Source organism: Lysinibacillus sp. BPa_S21 (assembly GCF_023337795.1).
Taxonomy (GTDB): Bacteria; Bacillota; Bacilli; order Bacillales_A; family Planococcaceae; genus Lysinibacillus.
This window is the reverse complement of the sequence record NZ_JALIRS010000002.1, coordinates 531439-547717: the sequence shown is the minus strand read 5'-3', so window position 1 is coordinate 547717 and position 16279 is coordinate 531439. Positions and strand designations below refer to the sequence as shown.

At 37.1% G+C, this 16279-nt stretch carries 16 protein-coding genes and 1 riboswitch; of the genes, 9 read left to right on the top strand and 7 right to left on the bottom strand.

The genetic code is table 11. The features are described 5' to 3' along the window. Positions 1 to 196: 196 nt before the first annotated feature. Entirely contained in the window at positions 197 to 1396 is a 1200-nt protein-coding gene (locus tag MOK21_RS05810) for a transglutaminase domain-containing protein (RefSeq protein WP_249073009.1), read from the top strand. On the opposite strand, the gene MOK21_RS05805 is transcribed toward MOK21_RS05810, so the two are convergent. The 4 genes from MOK21_RS05805 to ytzI all read right to left on the bottom strand — a co-directional run bounded on the left by MOK21_RS05805 (position 1359) and on the right by ytzI (position 3070). Further along, positions 1359 to 2354, bottom strand: a complete 996-nt coding sequence (locus tag MOK21_RS05805; RefSeq protein ID WP_249073008.1) for a metal ABC transporter solute-binding protein, Zn/Mn family — start codon at positions 2352 to 2354, stop codon at positions 1359 to 1361. The genes MOK21_RS05810 and MOK21_RS05805 overlap by 38 nt on opposite strands. Positions 2355 to 2461: 107 nt before the next feature. Continuing rightward, positions 2462 to 2695: a membrane protein insertion efficiency factor YidD gene (gene yidD, locus MOK21_RS05800; protein WP_053485074.1), complete on the bottom strand. Its 234-nt coding sequence runs from the start codon at positions 2693 to 2695 to the stop codon at positions 2462 to 2464. Then, positions 2692 to 2853 (bottom strand): hypothetical protein, encoded by a 162-nt coding sequence (locus MOK21_RS05795; RefSeq protein WP_249073007.1) that lies wholly within the window; start codon positions 2851 to 2853, stop codon positions 2692 to 2694. Before MOK21_RS05795 ends, yidD begins: the two co-directional genes overlap by 4 nt. A 70-nt stretch (positions 2854 to 2923) precedes the next feature. Continuing rightward, the gene (gene ytzI, locus MOK21_RS05790; protein ID WP_249073006.1) at positions 2924 to 3070 is read right to left on the bottom strand and encodes a YtzI protein; all 147 of its coding nucleotides are present in this window, start codon (positions 3068 to 3070) and stop codon (positions 2924 to 2926) included. Positions 3071 to 3210: 140 nt separating this feature from the next. Here ytzI and MOK21_RS05785 point away from each other — a divergent pair, with 140 nt between their 5' ends. The 4 genes from MOK21_RS05785 to MOK21_RS05770 all read left to right on the top strand — a co-directional run bounded on the left by MOK21_RS05785 (position 3211) and on the right by MOK21_RS05770 (position 6062). Then, positions 3211 to 3528 carry a transposase gene (locus MOK21_RS05785; RefSeq protein WP_249073005.1) on the top strand — a complete coding sequence of 106 codons (318 nt, stop codon included), beginning with the start codon at positions 3211 to 3213 and terminating at the stop codon, positions 3526 to 3528. A 291-nt stretch (positions 3529 to 3819) separates the two neighbouring features. Further along, on the top strand, positions 3820 to 4284 hold the full coding sequence (locus tag MOK21_RS05780) for an NUDIX domain-containing protein (protein ID WP_249073004.1): 465 nt from the start codon (positions 3820 to 3822) through the stop codon (positions 4282 to 4284). Beyond that, complete coding sequence (locus MOK21_RS05775) at positions 4268 to 5044, top strand: alpha/beta hydrolase family protein (protein ID WP_374110116.1); 777 nt, start codon at positions 4268 to 4270, stop codon at positions 5042 to 5044. Before MOK21_RS05780 ends, MOK21_RS05775 begins: the two co-directional genes overlap by 17 nt. A 70-nt stretch (positions 5045 to 5114) precedes the next feature. Then, complete coding sequence (locus MOK21_RS05770) at positions 5115 to 6062, top strand: MBL fold metallo-hydrolase (protein WP_283164631.1); 948 nt, start codon at positions 5115 to 5117, stop codon at positions 6060 to 6062. 84 nt (positions 6063 to 6146) lie between these two features. On the opposite strand, the gene MOK21_RS05765 is transcribed toward MOK21_RS05770, so the two are convergent. Both MOK21_RS05765 and pckA read right to left on the bottom strand, forming a co-directional pair. Next, positions 6147 to 7103: an alpha/beta hydrolase gene (locus MOK21_RS05765; protein ID WP_249073001.1), complete on the bottom strand. Its 957-nt coding sequence runs from the start codon at positions 7101 to 7103 to the stop codon at positions 6147 to 6149. A gap of 707 nt (positions 7104 to 7810) precedes the next feature. Further along, complete coding sequence (gene pckA, locus MOK21_RS05760; RefSeq protein WP_249073000.1) at positions 7811 to 9397, bottom strand: phosphoenolpyruvate carboxykinase (ATP); 1587 nt, start codon at positions 9395 to 9397, stop codon at positions 7811 to 7813. A 659-nt stretch (positions 9398 to 10056) separates the two neighbouring features. Beyond that, positions 10057 to 10175: riboswitch (SAM riboswitch) on the top strand. A gap of 380 nt (positions 10176 to 10555) precedes the next feature. On the opposite strand from pckA, the gene metK reads away from it, so the two are divergent. Beyond that, a complete protein-coding gene (gene metK / locus MOK21_RS05755; protein WP_249072999.1) occupies positions 10556 to 11752 on the top strand; it encodes a methionine adenosyltransferase in 1197 nt (398 codons plus the stop codon). 183 nt (positions 11753 to 11935) lie between these two features. Here the strand turns inward: metK and MOK21_RS05750 are convergent, their stop codons facing one another. Next, a complete protein-coding gene (locus tag MOK21_RS05750; RefSeq protein WP_249072998.1) occupies positions 11936 to 12454 on the bottom strand; it encodes a gamma carbonic anhydrase in 519 nt (172 codons plus the stop codon). 135 nt (positions 12455 to 12589) lie between these two features. Between MOK21_RS05750 and MOK21_RS05745 the strand changes: the two genes are divergently transcribed. The 3 genes from MOK21_RS05745 (at position 12590) to MOK21_RS05735 (ending at position 16249) form a co-directional block, all read left to right on the top strand. After that, positions 12590 to 13396 carry an alpha/beta hydrolase gene (locus MOK21_RS05745; RefSeq protein WP_249072997.1) on the top strand — a complete coding sequence of 269 codons (807 nt, stop codon included), beginning with the start codon at positions 12590 to 12592 and terminating at the stop codon, positions 13394 to 13396. A 126-nt stretch (positions 13397 to 13522) separates the two neighbouring features. After that, positions 13523 to 15031 (top strand): alanine/glycine:cation symporter family protein, encoded by a 1509-nt coding sequence (locus MOK21_RS05740; protein WP_249072996.1) that lies wholly within the window; start codon positions 13523 to 13525, stop codon positions 15029 to 15031. A gap of 579 nt (positions 15032 to 15610) precedes the next feature. Beyond that, complete coding sequence (locus MOK21_RS05735) at positions 15611 to 16249, top strand: superoxide dismutase (RefSeq protein WP_249072995.1); 639 nt, start codon at positions 15611 to 15613, stop codon at positions 16247 to 16249. The last annotated feature ends 30 nt before the right edge of the window (positions 16250 to 16279 follow it).

Here is a 16279-nt window from a genome sequence, read left to right as displayed (position 1 = left end):
ACGGACATCAACTGCTCGTTTTGCATCTAAAAAATAGTTTTTTTCAACAGAATAAAGGGAAGCCTTCATTTATAAGAAGGCTTCTTTTATTCATTTTAAGAGTCATTTTTAGTAAACTTTTAGGATTAAATTAATCATTCATTAACATAATAAAAAATGACAGGCATAAACTAGTTAGTAAAGGAGAATGACTCAGATGAGAAAATATATATATAATGTTGTCATTATAGTATTTGTTCTACAAATGAGTCATGTGCAAGTATTCGCAAACTATGAAGAAAAGAATATTGCAACTGCCAATTCAATAGAATCACTACAATATCTAATTCAAGAACAAGTCATACAATTATCTACTAAATTTGACATTCGTTATACTGGTAAAACATCGGAAATAGAAGATGAACTATCAGAGCTTATTAAACATGCGATTCAGGATCCATATATTTATGCTAATATTTCTAGTTTTAAATGGAAATATGATGGCTATGCAAATAATATTGTCATTAGATTTGAGTTTACCTATCATATTTCACAAGAAGAGGAGGCAATTGTAGAACAGACTTTGACGAATATTATTGCGCCTATGCATGGATTAAGTGAATTGCAGAAAATACAGGCTGCACATGATTTTATCGTTTTAACTACTGAATATTCTAAGGAAACCAAAGGAAGTCAATATTCTCCCTATACATTACTTACAGAAAACAAGGGAGTTTGTCAGGCATATGCCCTAGTGCTTTATCGAATGTTAGAGGTGCTAGGCTTAGAGGTACAATATGTGCCAGGAAAAGTAGGGGAACAACTGCATGCCTGGGTGTTGGTGAAGCTTGACAATGCATGGTACCATATCGATGTTACTTGGGATGATCCATTACCTGATCGTAAGGGTGAGGTACGTTATAATTATTTTTTAGTTTCTGATCGCCAACTAGCACAGGATCACACTTGGGACTATACGAGTTTCCCAGCAGCTACAAGCGAAGCCTATATGGATTTACAAAAAACGAATAAGGTTGATGTTCTTTCTAAACCAATAATAGGTAGTCATTTTACCTTTGATAAAGGGCTAGCTGTTTTAAGTAAAAATAAACAAACAGTAATACAATTAATAGAACAGCCTAGATTGTTTTTCAAAGGTAATAAAAGCGATTATCCTGTTCAGGTCCATTTAAATGAATGGGATCCAATTATTTTAGAAAGGAATATAGCCCAAGTAAATCGAAGGATCATACAACATGCTATCGATAAGAAAAATGGGCTTAGTAGTATTTATAGAACGGAAAAACGAATGCCGCAAGAAAAGTACGTCATAATAAAGGAGGTACCCCAAACGATTTTCGGGGTACCTCCTTACTCATTTATTTGTGAGCGTCTAATGCGGTATTTAAAGTGTTAATATTTTTTTTCATAAGCGTGAAGTAAGTTTCATTATTCTTTACATCGTCTGCTGTTAAAACGCTTAAATTGTGTAAGACAAGAGACTCTGCTCCAACCTCTTTTTGGATAACCTCAGCTAGTTTAGAAGAGACATTTTGCTCGAATAAAATGTAGTGGACATGCAAATCATTTGCTTTATCAACAATCGCCGTAAGTTCTTTTTGAGAAGGCTCATTTTGTGAGTTTAAACCTGCTATTGGAACTTGTTTTAAGCCGTATTGTCCTGCGATATAGCCAAATGCTGCATGTGATACGAAGAACGTCTTCTCTTGCGCTTTATCCGCCATAGCTTTAAATTCGCTGTCTAAATCCTGTAGTTCTTTTACCAATGCCTCATAGTTAGCTGTAAATGTAGCTTTTTGTTCTGGCATTTTTTCAACTAGAGTGTTTTTAATGGAAAGTGCTAAGTCTTGACTGATAGTTGGTGATAACCAAACATGTGGATCTACATTACCGTGATCATGATCATCATGCCCATGTCCGTCTTCGTGATCATGATGTGCTTCTTCTTCATCATCATGTGTGTGACCAGTGCTTATAGCTAATTTTTCATCTGAAACCTGATCTGCAGTTGCCACCATGGTTACATCTTCATTTGCTAGAGTTTTTTTGGCATTTTCAACAAAGCCCTCTAGCCCTAAGCCGATATAGAAAAATATATTAGCATCTGCTAATTTCATCATATCCTTTTGTGTTGGCTCGAATGTGTGCTCATTGGCGCCGGCAGGGTAAATAGAAGAAACCTCTACAAAATCGCCACCGATTCGTTGTGCAAAATAACTTAATGGATAAACAGTTGTGTAAATTGTTAATTTATCCTTTGTCTCTGACTGTTTGGATGTAGATGATTTATCCCCACAGGCAGCAGTGAATAGGGCAAGAACTGCAACTAAACATAACAACAATACTTTTTTCATTTAATAGTTTACCTCTTTCAAATAGTAATCATTACGATTTATTATTTAGAACATTTTCTATGATAGCGCACATCTGAAAAAAGTACAAGAAAAATGACCTTCGAAAATTAATTCTTTTTCGAAGGCCACTTTTCAGGTACTGGATCAAAGCCTCCAGGATGAAATGGTTGGCATTTTGATATACGTTTAATCGTTAAATAGAATCCTTTAATGGCACCGTGTTTTTGAAAAGCTTCAAGTCCATAGGAAGAGCATGTAGGATGGAAGCGACAAGATGGAGGTGTCATGGGTGATATAAATTTTCTATAAAACTTAATGAGCCATATAAAGGGATATTTCATATTTGTTTATCCTTTTGTTGAGTATTTATTTGCTTAGGCTTCGCATCGATAGTTTGTGTAAAGAAATTGCTTTTTTTCTTTAACAAGACAATGACAGAAACGCCAAACATAAGCATCATCATTGCAATCATAATGATTATTGGTAATGGTACTCCCATTGTGTTCACTCCAAATTCTATTTGTTAATAATATTATAAAAGAATATCTTAAAAAATTGTAGAAATTGAACTAGTCATCATCTTGATGAAAACTTTGCTGAGGTTTTTCATCAACTGTATGTTTAAAAGCATACGCACGATTAACACTAATAATAGTCGCAACCGTTACTAAAATAACGATAATTGCAGCTACTATTAAAAGCGTGATTAAACTCATGGGCATTCACTCCGTTCCTTATTCATCACTACCTATTATAAATTAGATAATATGACTTAGTTGTGAAGGAAGTTTGACATTCCAGCGAATAAAACAGCACTTTTACCACCATACTATGGTAAAAGGAGTGTTTTGTAGAGATGGATCGTCAGCGTGTATATTTTTCACTTGCCAATAGAACCTATTATACAAATCCATATGCAGGACCGTGGAACTTTGAACTCAACATTGATCGCCAAGCATTAGATGTATTTGAAAAGATTTTTCAGCAAATGCAGATGTTGGAGATTGCCAATGCATGGCGTGCACAATTGCCATATATACAATATCATCTTGATCGGGAAAATGATGAAATTGATTTACGTTTAAAAAAAATCTATGCACTCGTTCATGAGTACGGGGATAGTGATACGAAAGCATTTGTTGAACAACTTCCGTATTTCAATAAACGTGTCTAAAAGTAGGGTCACTGAAAACATCAGTGACTCTTTTATTATGGATGAAAGCGAATTTATAAACTGATTAGCGATCACTCAATGGATTAACCATTGTCATTTGCGCACGTTGAAGTAGAGAAATTTCAATTTGTTGCGCTGTTGCTGTTTGTCATCGAATAAACATACTATTAGGTATTCATGCTTGCTATTACACTGGGGTTGGAAATAAGTAATTTTATTTGTTGATTGTAGCTATATGATTCCACTATAGTGAAATAAAAGAATATCGTTGTAATGAAGGAGTTGAAGAGCATGTTTTCATTTACAGATTTAAATGGTTTACAAGTGGATTTAAGTTTTAAAAGAGGGGAATTAGACATTGAGCCTAAGCATGTACTTGTTTTATTAAAACATGAAAATAAATGGTTATGTACGATTCATAAACGACGCGGTGTTGAGGTTCCAGGCGGAAAGCAAGAATCTGGAGAAACATTGGAGCAGGCAGCGATCAGAGAAGTATTCGAGGAGACCGGTGTTCATGTGAAAAAACTTAGATGGTTTGCAGAGTACGCAGTTTATGATGACATCTTATTTTGTAAAACGGTCTTTACCGCACAGTTTGCAGGGCAGGAGGACATTGACTTCGATTTAGAAACTTCAGGGATGACTTGGCTAACGGATGAAGAATTTACGAATCACCCAAATTTAAGCTTTCATATGAAAGATGAAGGTATGCAGAAAATGCTTGAGGAGTTGAAGCATTATGACCAATGGTAAGATCGTTGAAAAGCGTCCTTATCCATCTCCTAATCCAGCTATTCGTTTAACGGAAATCACGTATATGTCACAGGGGTTACGTGTAAAGGGATTACTAGCGGAGCCTAGGGCAGAGGGTACATATGATGGCTTTTTATATTTACGAGGAGGTATGCAAAGTATTGGTATGGTTAGACCTTCACGTGTCGCACAGTTTGCAGCTCAAGGCTTTATCGTGTTTGCTCCGTATTACCGCGGCAATCGTGGTGGAGAAGGTCGAGATGAGTTTGCAGGAGCTGATCGTTATGATGCTGTATACGCCGTAGACGTGCTAAAACAGTTTTGTAATGATAATATTCATGTCTTTGGTTTTTCACGTGGTGGTATTATGGCACTTTGGACTGCCATCTTACGCAGAGATATTACATCAGTCGTGACGTGGGCAGGAGTATCGGATGCTACAGCTACATATTGGGAGCGGACAGATATGCGTAGGATGATGAAGCGTGTTATTGGTGGAACGCCTAATCGTGTACCAGAGGCTTATGATACGCGAACACCACTTTTTGAGGTAGAGCATATTACAGCTCCAGTATTAATCATTCATGGATATCGTGATGAAAATGTAGATATAGAACATGCAAGACAGTTAGAATTCTATTTAAAGGATGCAAATAAAATATATGAGACATGGTATGATCTTCGCTATGCCCATCAGTATCCACCGGCTAAAAATAGAGCAACAGTACATGCACTTTGTGAGTGGATGAAACGTCAATAAAATATGAGAGGGGAGTAATGTGAAATACATAAGTAAAAGAAGCAAGATTATTATTATAGGATTCGTATTGATGATCTTCGCTTCCACCTTTGTTAAGTATTTTACACCTTCAGCAGATATTCAGCAATACAAGGCATATTACGCTCCAAAAACACAGCAAAAAACAATAAAGCAAGGTGAGATAAAGGTCACATTTTTAGGAACATCCTCTTTATTATTTGACGATGGTCACACACAATTAATGATTGATGGTTTTATTTCTAGGCCGCCTTTATTAAATATGTTGCCTTTCAGTACTGTAAAAACGGATGCAGATACTGTCAATAAAGCCTTTAAGAAAATGGGGATTGAAAATAATAAGCTTCGGGGATTGTTTATCGCTCATACACATTATGATCATGCTTTAGATTTAGCGTATATCGCTAAACAAACTGGGACGCATGTATATGGTTCGGAATCCGCAATTAATATAGGACTTGGTAATGGTATAAATATGAAACAGATGTCTGTGTACGAAGTAAATACGGCTATGCCGTTTGGTGATTTTACTGTTACTGTCCTTCAATCGAAGCATTCACCAACCTTTGACGAAGGAGAAAAAATTAAGGAACCACTTAAACAACCAGCAAAAGCTCTAGATTATCATGAAGATTCTTCATACGATTTTTTGATTACGCACAACAATAAAACATTCTTTGTTAAGCCAAGTGCTAACTATATAGAAGGGGCATTAAATGACATTCATGCTGATGTTTTATTTTTAGGTATAGGAGTATTAGGAGCTCAAGCTCAAGATTTTCAAAATATGTATTATGAGCAAACCGTGCGGAAAGTACAACCGAAGCTTATTATTCCAATACATTGGGATAACTTCAACAAACCTTTAACAGATGCTCTTGAAGCATTGCCTAAATTTGCAGATAACACAAAAGAAGGATTAGATTTTATCATTCAGAGAACAAAAGCAGATAAAATTGATTTACAAATACTTCAAGGTTTCCAGAGTATTTATTTCTAGAAATTGCACTCCATTATTTTGTTTGAAAAAACCGTTTAGGTGCTTTATGGAAGGCACCTAAACGGTAGTAAAAAGGATATTTATTTATTTTATATATTTTGCTAAAAAGTTATTAATAGTTTTCCAATAAGCGTCTCCAGCAACGCTTTCAGCATTACCATGTCCGGCACCTTCAACTATAAATTTCTCCTTCGGTACATTGGCTGCCTCATATACTTCGTTAAGCATCTCAGATGGAACAAATGTATCATTACTTCCATGAATGAATAGCATAGGTGTTTTCGATTTCGCTACTTGCTTGACGCTATCGGCTTCACCAAGTGTAAAGTCAGCTCTTAACTTCGTAACAATTGAAGAAAAGTACATTATAGGAAATTCAGGTAAATTAAAGATTGCTTGCAATTGATAAGAGAATTCATCCCAAACTGAGGAATAACCGCAATCCTCAATAATAGCCTTAACATTGCCAGGCAGATCCTCTCCTGAGGCCATCATCACTGTAGCACCTCCCATGGAAACACCATACAAAACAATTTCGGCGTTTTTATCAGAATGGATAACATTATTAATCCAAGAGACTACATCAAGCCGATCATGCCAACCCATACCAATATAGTCACCCTCACTTTTTCCATGAGCCCTTGCATCAGGTACGAGAACATTATAGCCTGTATCATAAAAATGCTTAGCATACTTTGTCATTTGAGAACCTTCAGATGAATATCCATGGAAAACAATTGCCCATTTATTTGTTTCATTTGTATTTTTAAGCGTATAGGCATGTAATTTCAAATCATCGAAAGACTGTATATAAGAGTCCTTGTTTTTCTCTTTAAACCACTTTTCGCGTTCTTCTTTTTCTTTCGCATCCTTAGGACTCTCAGCAATGGAATTGTGAGGAGCGTCAAGCACAGCGGATTTATCTGTATTAGGATTTAAGGCTAGGTTATAAAAATAATTCCCTGCAAAAAATCCGGCCCCAACAAACAATACTAATAGAAGACTGATAATGATAATAATCACTTTAAATTTTCTTTTCATATATTTCCCCCTAAAACTACTATTATGAATTATACACAAAGTTAACAATATGGAAAGTAGGCTTTTCTAAAATAGGGGAAGAATAGGAAAGGGAGTGACTTAAAAAGTCCACTTTTATAGTGTTAAAAATATGGTAAAAAGATATCTTTGGATTGTTGGACATGTTAAATGGGGAGATTTCCGTTCCAGGCTACTCGTAGCTTCAGAGCAAGGCTTCCTGTGGGCGAGCCGCTTCCTCCGCTAAAAGAACGAAGGCTAAGTGCGTCACGTCCGGCTTCAGATCTCGCCAGGTAGCCCTTCCACTCCAATTTGTGCGATTAAGAATGAACGCTATAGAAAGGGATTCACGCACAGTTTTGTGTGTGAACCCTTTTTGCTCTTCGGAAGGTGGATGTTGATAAAAATTAAAAGTTAGGTGATAAAACGTGAAAGTTGGTCGATAAAATTCAGAAGTTGGTAGATAAAACATGAAAGTTGGTAGATAAAATTTAAAAGTTGGGCGATAACTCCTGAAAGGTCCCGCTCAAACTAAAAAGTTGGATGTCATTTTTTAAAACGTAGTCGCGATAGGGGAAAGAAGGCTAAAACCATCACGGAAATCAACCCCTCGCTTTGCTGAAGAGCCATACTTTATTTGAAATAGAGGGTAATATTCTTTCAAAACAAAAAAAGGGAACGATTGAAATCGTTCCCTTTGTCTTAGTAAATTATTTTAATGGACCGCCAAGTTTAGTGATGGCTTCAGAAACATTTGAGAATTTCTTGAAGTTTTCGTTGAATAGTCCAGCAAGTTCAGCAGCTTTTTTATCATAAGCAGCTTTGTCCGCCCATGCATCACGAGGGTTAAGCACTTCGGATGGTACACCTTCAATAGAAGTTGGAATGTTTAAACCGAATACTGAATCTTGAGTTGTTTCGACATTAGCTAATTTGCCATCAATTGCAGCACGTACCATTGCACGAGTGTAAGAAAGCTTCATACGGCTACCAGTACCATATTCGCCACCAGTCCAACCAGTGTTCACTAAGAATACTTGTGCACCGTGCTCGTCAATTTTTTGACCTAACATTTCAGCATAAACTGTTGCTGGAAGTGGAAGGAATGGAGAACCGAAGCAAGTTGAGAATACTGGTTCTGGCTCTGTTACACCACGCTCTGTACCAGCAAGTTTAGATGTGAAACCACTTAGGAAGTGGTACATTGCTTGCTCTTTTGTTAATTTACTGATTGGAGGTAATACACCAAATGCATCAGCCGTTAAGAAGATGATTGTTTTTGGGTGACCTGCAACAGATGGATCAACAATATTTTCAATGTATTGGATTGGATAAGCTACACGTGTATTTTCTGTTAATGAACCATCATCATAGTCACAAATGCGAGTTTCTGGATCAACCGCTACGTTTTCTAAAACAGAACCGAAGCGGATTGCGTTGTAGATTTCTGGTTCTTTTTCAGCAGAAAGGTTAATTGTTTTTGCATAGCAACCGCCCTCAATGTTGAATACACCGTTATCAGACCAACCGTGTTCATCGTCACCGATAAGCTTACGGTCAGGGTCAGCTGATAAAGTAGTTTTACCAGTACCAGATAAACCGAAGAATAATGCAACATCACCAGCTTCGCCAACGTTTGCTGAGCAGTGCATTGATAGGATGCCTTGTTGTGGTAATAAGTAGTTCATAATACCGAAAATAGATTTTTTGATTTCACCAGCGTATTCAGTACCACCGATTAGGATAATTTTCTTTTCAAGTGATACAATGATGAATGTTTCAGAAGCAGTACCATCAACGACAGGGTCTGCTTTAAAGTTAGGAGCAGAGATAACTGTGAAATCAGCAACATGAGAAGCTAATTCTTCTTTAGTTGGACGGATAAATAATTGATGAGCGAAAAGGTTGTGCCAAGCATATTCATTGATTACTTGGATGCTTAATTGTGAATCTTTGTCAGCACCAGCAAAGCCTTTGAATACGAATAATTCGTCACGTTCTTTTAAATATTTTACTACTTTTACATATAAGTTATCGAACACTTCAGAAGAAATTGGTCGGTTAACTTTACCCCAGTCAATTTTATCCTTTGTGCTTTCTTCTTCTACCGTATATTTATCTTTAGGTGAACGACCAGTGTATTTGCCAGTTTCTGCACGAACTGCGCCATCTACTGTTAACATAGCTTCACCACGAGAAGTAGCTTTTTCAGCTAATTGTGGTACTGAAAGTTGAACATTAATGTTACCGCCGCTTAATAATTCCTTCAGTTCGTTTGCAATTTCTACTGAATTCATCGATTAAATACCATCCTTTTTTATAGTATTCCCTTGAGTCTGAGGGAGATTTTCTTAATTTCAAAAATAGTATAACACAATTGCTTAAATAATCTATACTAATTAAGAAATTATTTTTTAGATTTTATTACTTTTCAAGAAAACGACAAAAAGTATATTCATTCGTTTTGATCATGCTTTTTACCCTATATATATTAAGTGATCACACATTCACTTTCGACACAGCAAAATTGTGTTTAGAACATGAGGTTCGCACAGGATGTGAAGTAATTAGCGTGTTTTTAGTTGGAGCTTGTCTTCGACTGAAAAGGGGCTAAAATATCATATTCATCCACCACATGTTCTGTAGCTGATGCTCTGCGTTCGCTACAAAAAATGCTGTAAGGGGTTACACATATGTTAACACATGATGTGAGGTGGAGAGTAGGGATTATTTTGTTTAAATTTACAGCATAATCCAAATTAATTTCTTGATAAATCTCATAGTTTTTTTATATGAATACAAACAATTATGCCTCAGCAATTTTGCCAGGAATGTCTTTGTGCTTGCCTTAGGTGTTTTTTGCGCGAAAGCGTAGTGCAGACATAGCGGTAGTGCATAAGTGAAAAATATTTGACAATGTTCGACCTTTTACGTATTATGAGATATTGAACGGATACTCTTATCCCGAGCTGGTGGAGGGTCAGGCCCTGTGAAACCCGGCAACCTGCATGAACTATTTCACGACATGCGTTGGTGCCAACCTGATGCAAGGGGATACCCCTTGAACGATAAGAGTGAAAGGTTACGAAGTCATTATTCCTTTCCTCATGTTAAGTAAGCGTGAGAAAAGGATTTTTTTATTGTTAAAAACGAATTAAAGGTAAGTATATAGTCCTTTCCTTATTATAATGACGGATCTTTCGAAATCCTCGTGTTAAAAGCAGAGCTGTTTATTTGTGCGAAAGTGTAGCGACAGCAACAAATGTTTACTGTGCGAAAGCGAAGTGCAAACGTAGCGACAGCAACAAGTATTTACTGTGCGAAAGCGAAGTGCAAACGTAGCGACAGCAACAACGGCTTGAGGGTTCAATTCCTTAGGAGTGAACTTGACATGGGTAATGAGTACCGTATTAATTCGCAAATATTATTTGTAAAAGTAATAGGAGGAAAACCAAATGACAAACCGTCGACTGTTTACATCAGAGAGTGTAACAGAAGGACATCCAGACAAAATTTGTGACCAAATCTCGGATGCCATTTTAGATGCTATTTTAGCAGAAGATCCAAACGCACGTGTAGCGTGTGAAACAACAGTAACAACAGGCTTAGCATTAGTATCAGGAGAAATTACTACTTCTACTTATGTAGATATAAAAGGCATAGTTCGTGATACTGTAGCCGAAATTGGTTATACACGTGGGAAATATGGCTTTGATGCAGAAAATCTAGCAGTACTTGTTGCGATCGGTGAGCAATCACCTGATATTGCTCAAGGTGTTGATCAAGCATTAGAGGCGCGTGAAGGCTCAATGACAGACGCTGACATTGAAGCAATTGGCGCTGGTGACCAAGGTTTAATGTTCGGTTATGCATGTAACGAAACGCCAGAGCTTATGCCATTGCCAATTAGTTTAGCCCATAAATTAGCTCGTCGTTTAACGGAAGTACGTAAGTCAGGTGAATTAGCATATTTACGTCCAGATGGAAAAACTCAAGTAACGGTTGAATATGATGAAAATAATGTACCAGTGCGCGTTGATACGATTGTCATTTCAACACAGCATGATGAAGAAGCTACGCTTGAGCAAATTCAAGCAGACTTAAAAGAATTTGTAATTGCTCCAGTTGTTCCAAAAGAATTACTAGATGCCGATACTAAATATTTCATCAACCCAACAGGTCGATTCGTCATTGGTGGTCCAAAAGGGGATGCTGGTCTAACTGGACGTAAAATCATCGTTGATACATACGGTGGCTATGCACGTCATGGTGGAGGTGCTTTCTCAGGTAAGGACGCAACTAAGGTTGACCGTTCAGCAGCATATGCAGCACGCTATGTGGCAAAAAATATCGTAGCAGCTGGTTTAGCAGATCGAGCTGAAGTACAACTAGCTTATGCGATTGGTGTTGCTCAACCTGTATCTATTGCTGTTGATACATTTGGGACAGGAAGAGTTACGGAAAGTGAAATTGTAAAATGGGTACGCGACTTATTTGATTTACGCCCTGCTGGGATTATTAAAATGCTTAACCTTCGTCGCCCAATTTATAAGCAAACTGCAGCATATGGTCATTTTGGTCGTACTGATTTAAATGTACCTTGGGAACAAACTGACAAAGCTGACGCATTAAAAGAAAAAGCAGGTTTATAAACTATTCAGCTAAAGTGATGAAGTAGCTAGGAAACTATATTAAAATACTAATACAGAAAGGGGCTCAACATTGTAAGCCCCTTTCGCTGTTTTTTTTTACGAAAAAAAATAAACTCCTACTCCTAATCATGGATGGCTCGGTTGCCCAAGCAAACGTGGAGCTACTTAGTTTAGAAATAGCTATTAATGTTTTGGTTGAAGAGATTTATAGTATTGGCCTTTTTCTACATATTCACGTATGATGCGTTCCATATCTTCTTTATCTTCTTCATTTAATTCTCTTACAACCTTTGCGGGCCGACCAAGTGCTAAGCTATTTGGAGGAATGACTTTTCCTGGAGGTACAAGGCTACCTGCCCCAATGAATGCACCCTCTCCAATCTCCGCTCCATCTAAAACTATTGAGCCCATACCTATTAGGGCTTTTTTTCGAATCGTACAGCTATGTAAAGTTACTTGATGTCCTACTGTTACTTCATCTTCAATAATTAGTGGATATTTTGGGCTTTGATGCAAGCAACAGAGGTCTTGAATACTAACTCTTTTTCCGATAATTGTTGGTGATACATCCCCACGAATAACTGTGTTAAACCAAATTGTTGTTTCAGCACCTATTGTAACGTCACCAGTAACGGTTGCATAATCGGCAATAAAAACAGAAGGATCGATATTTGGTGTTTTCCCTTTAAATGGATAGATCATTAGAATCGCCTCTTTTCTTTCTATGATGTAATATTATCGTATCAAATACACAACTTGATGGAAATATAAAATTAAAATGATCAAGATATTCAGATATAATCAATGTGTAATTATTTTTTAGGAGGACTGTGTGAAATGTGGAAATGGGAAGCTGATGGACAAGCAAAGGCTGTGGTTGCTATTCTTCATGGTGCATATGAAAATCACCGTTGGTATGCATGGCTAATAGAAAAACTTAGGTTGGAAGGCTTCCACATAGTCATGGGGGATTTACCTAATCATGGAGTAAATATAGGGTTTTCTCGTGTTCACGATGAAGATTTTAAAGAATACAACAAATATACAAGGCATCTAATGGAGAAAGCTTTTTCGTATAATTTACCTGTCTTTTTAATAGGACATGGGCTTGGTGCAACACTAATACTACATACCATGCAAAAACGAAAATATGAATGTGCGGGAATTATTTTAACTTCACCGTGGCTTCATTTAAAGCTTTTGCCAGGTAAACTATCAAATGCTTTAACTAGTTTAAGTGCCCTGACGGCAAATGTGAAACTGACTCATGAAATCACATTAGAGTCTTTAACGCGTAGTTTAGAAGGTAAAGATGAAATGAAGGATGAGGTCCCTTTTTCGTCAGTCGTTTCAGTGAAATGGTACCGAGAGCTACAGCAAATGATGCGCAATTTAGTGTTGTTGCCTAAGGCTGAATTCCCTAATATGCCGATGTTAGTGATGACAGCTGAAAAAGATAATATTACTGAAACTAAACAAACGCGTAATTGGCTACATCAGATGGAATTTACAGAGTTTCAATTCAAAGAATGGGCAAACTGTTATCACAATCTATTCCATGAAGTAGAGCGTGACGAGATTTTTGTTTATATACGTGATTTCATTAACAATGCGCTTCGAAGAATTGGCTATATAATTGAATAGTGATTTACCTCTCCAATTAACTAGAAAATTACTAACTTTTTGTTACTTGAATATAATGTTGTAATTTTCTGAAAAGTGTAATACTATAATGACTTGAAGTAAGTTTTTTTAAATTGGAGGGGTAAAATGGAAACAATCGTTGGGAAAATTAATGAGATTTTATGGGGACCTTGGTTTATTTATGGCATTTTGTTAATTGGGCTCTTTTTTTCAATCATTACAAGGTTCCTACAAGTAAGACACATTAAAGATATGTTTGTTTTAATGTTTAAAGGTGAAAAGTCGGAAAAGGGGATTTCATCTTTCCAAGCGATGTCTATCGCATTATCTGGACGGGTAGGTACAGGTAATATTGCCGGTACTGCTACAGCAATCGGGATGGGGGGACCTGGTGCTGTTTTTTGGATGTGGGCAATCGCATTTATCGGGGCAGCAACTGCTTACGTTGAGTCGACGTTGGCTCAAATTTATAAAGAAGAGAAAGATACAGAATATCGTGGCGGGCCAGCTTTTTACATAGAAAAAGGAATGGGGCAAAAGTGGTTTGCAGTTATTTTTGCTGTTGCCGCATTAGCTGCCATGTTAATTTTAATGCCGGGTGTTCAATCGAATGCAATTGCGACAGCAGTTGAAAACGCTTTCGATGTTAAGACTTGGATTACAGGACTTATTATTGTTGTATTATTAGGTGCTATTATTATCGGTGGGATTAAATGGATTGCCAATGCTGCACAGATCATTGTACCGTTTATGGCATTAGCATATATTCTGATGGCCATCATCATTATTGCAATGAATATTAAAGAAGTACCAGCTGTCATCTCATTAATTTTTTCTAGTGCATTTGGCGCGCAAGAAATCTTTGGTGGTATTATAGGCTCCGCCATTGCATGGGGGGTTAAACGCGGCATTTATTCAAATGAAGCAGGTCAAGGAACAGGAGCGCATCCGGCGGCAGCAGCAGAAGTATCACATCCTGCTAAACAAGGTATCGTCCAAGCAGCTTCTGTGTATATTGATACTCTATTAATTTGTTCAGCTACAGCATTTATGATTTTATTTACAGGTATGTTTAATGTACAAGATGAAAAAGCAGCAGAAGGTACTGATCCATACGTTTATGTTGGTGAATTCAATAAAGGTGGATTAACTGGGGAAGAGCAAATCACATTTGCGAAAAGTATTAAAGAAGGTGCAGCATACACACAATATGCAGTTGATTCTTCATTACCAGGTTTTGGTGGACCATTCGTAGCGATTGCATTATTCTTCTTTGCTTTTACGACAATCATGGCGTATTACTACATTGCCGAAACAAACGTGGCTTATTTATTCTCCGGCACTTCAGAAAAAGTCGTCATATGGCTGGCTAAAATTGCAATTTTAGTTTCTGCATTTTATGGTACAATCCGCACATCCGATCTTGCTTGGGCAATGGGGGATGTTGGGTTAGGACTAATGGTTTGGATTAACGTTTTAGCGATTTTAATTATAATGAAGCCTGCCATAGTTGCATTAAAGGACTATGAGAAACAGAAAAAGGAAGGAAAAGATCCTGTTTTTGATCCTCGTAAACTAGGCATTAAAGGTGCAGATTTCTGGATAGATTATAATGAAAAACGTAAAAATAAATAGACAATAAAGAGAAAGCTATCTAATAGATTTTAATATTCTATTAGATAGCTTTTTTATTTCTATAAAAAAGGCTCATCATCATAACGTGTGGTTGATTTCTGTTCCGACTGGGCGCCACTTCGCTTTCGCGCAGAGCAGAGCTTCCTGGGGGCGTCGGGCCAACAGATGTCTTTTGCGCGAAAGCATAGTGCTAACGTAGCTGCAGCAAAAGGTTTTCATATGTGCGAAAGCGGAGCGTCAGCAACAGCATCGATGTTGGTTACGAAGGCGTTATCACAGGATGTGATGATTTTAGCTTTCGTTCCCCTATCGCTAATCCCCAAGGAGTCGCCCAGCCTCCACTCCAATCAACTTATATACAAAGCATATGTTTTAATAAGTGTCATCCACAACTTTTGGCGATGGGCAATAAAAAAGATTAATACTCTGTTCTTGTTTCCCGTTCAGTCGTTTACATATTTCGGTAAAGAGCTAAAAAAGAAAATAAAATTTTTATTGACGGCAATAGAAAAAGAAGGTATATTTTGTCTGAAGGAAATTAATTTTCCTTTAAGAAACATTCTGGGAGGGGGTGAAAAAATGACTGTGTTCCATTTACCGAAACTATCATATGATTATGATCAGTTGGAGCCATATATCGATGCTAGAACGTTAGAAATACATCATTCTAAGCATCATGCTACGTATGTAAATAATTTAAATGTGGCCTTAGAAGATCATCAGGATTTACAAAATAAGTCGTTGGAAGATTTATTAAGCAACCTTGATTCGCTTCCAGCTGACATACAAACAGCTGTACAAAATAATGGTGGAGGTCACTATTGCCACAGTTTATTTTGGGAATTGATGAGTCCCAGTGGCGGTGGTGAAGCAAATGCTGATGTTGGAAAGGCGATTGATTATTATTTTCAAACGTTCGATCATTTTCAGGATCAGCTTTCTAAAGCAGCGATTTCCCGCTTTGGTAGTGGATATGGCTGGCTAGTGCTAGATGGCGAACAATTATCCATTATGAGTACTGCTAACCAAGACACACCTTTAAAAGAAGGGAAAATTCCTTTACTCGTTATTGATGTATGGGAGCATGCCTATTATTTGAAATATCAAAATCGTCGACCTGAATTTGTTACGAATTGGTGGAATACTGTCGATTGGGATAAAGTCAATCAGCGATATGTGGATGCAATGAAACAACAAACACTTTTAAAATCTAACTAAGCTAAGTTAATAAAGGTAATTTGACATGAA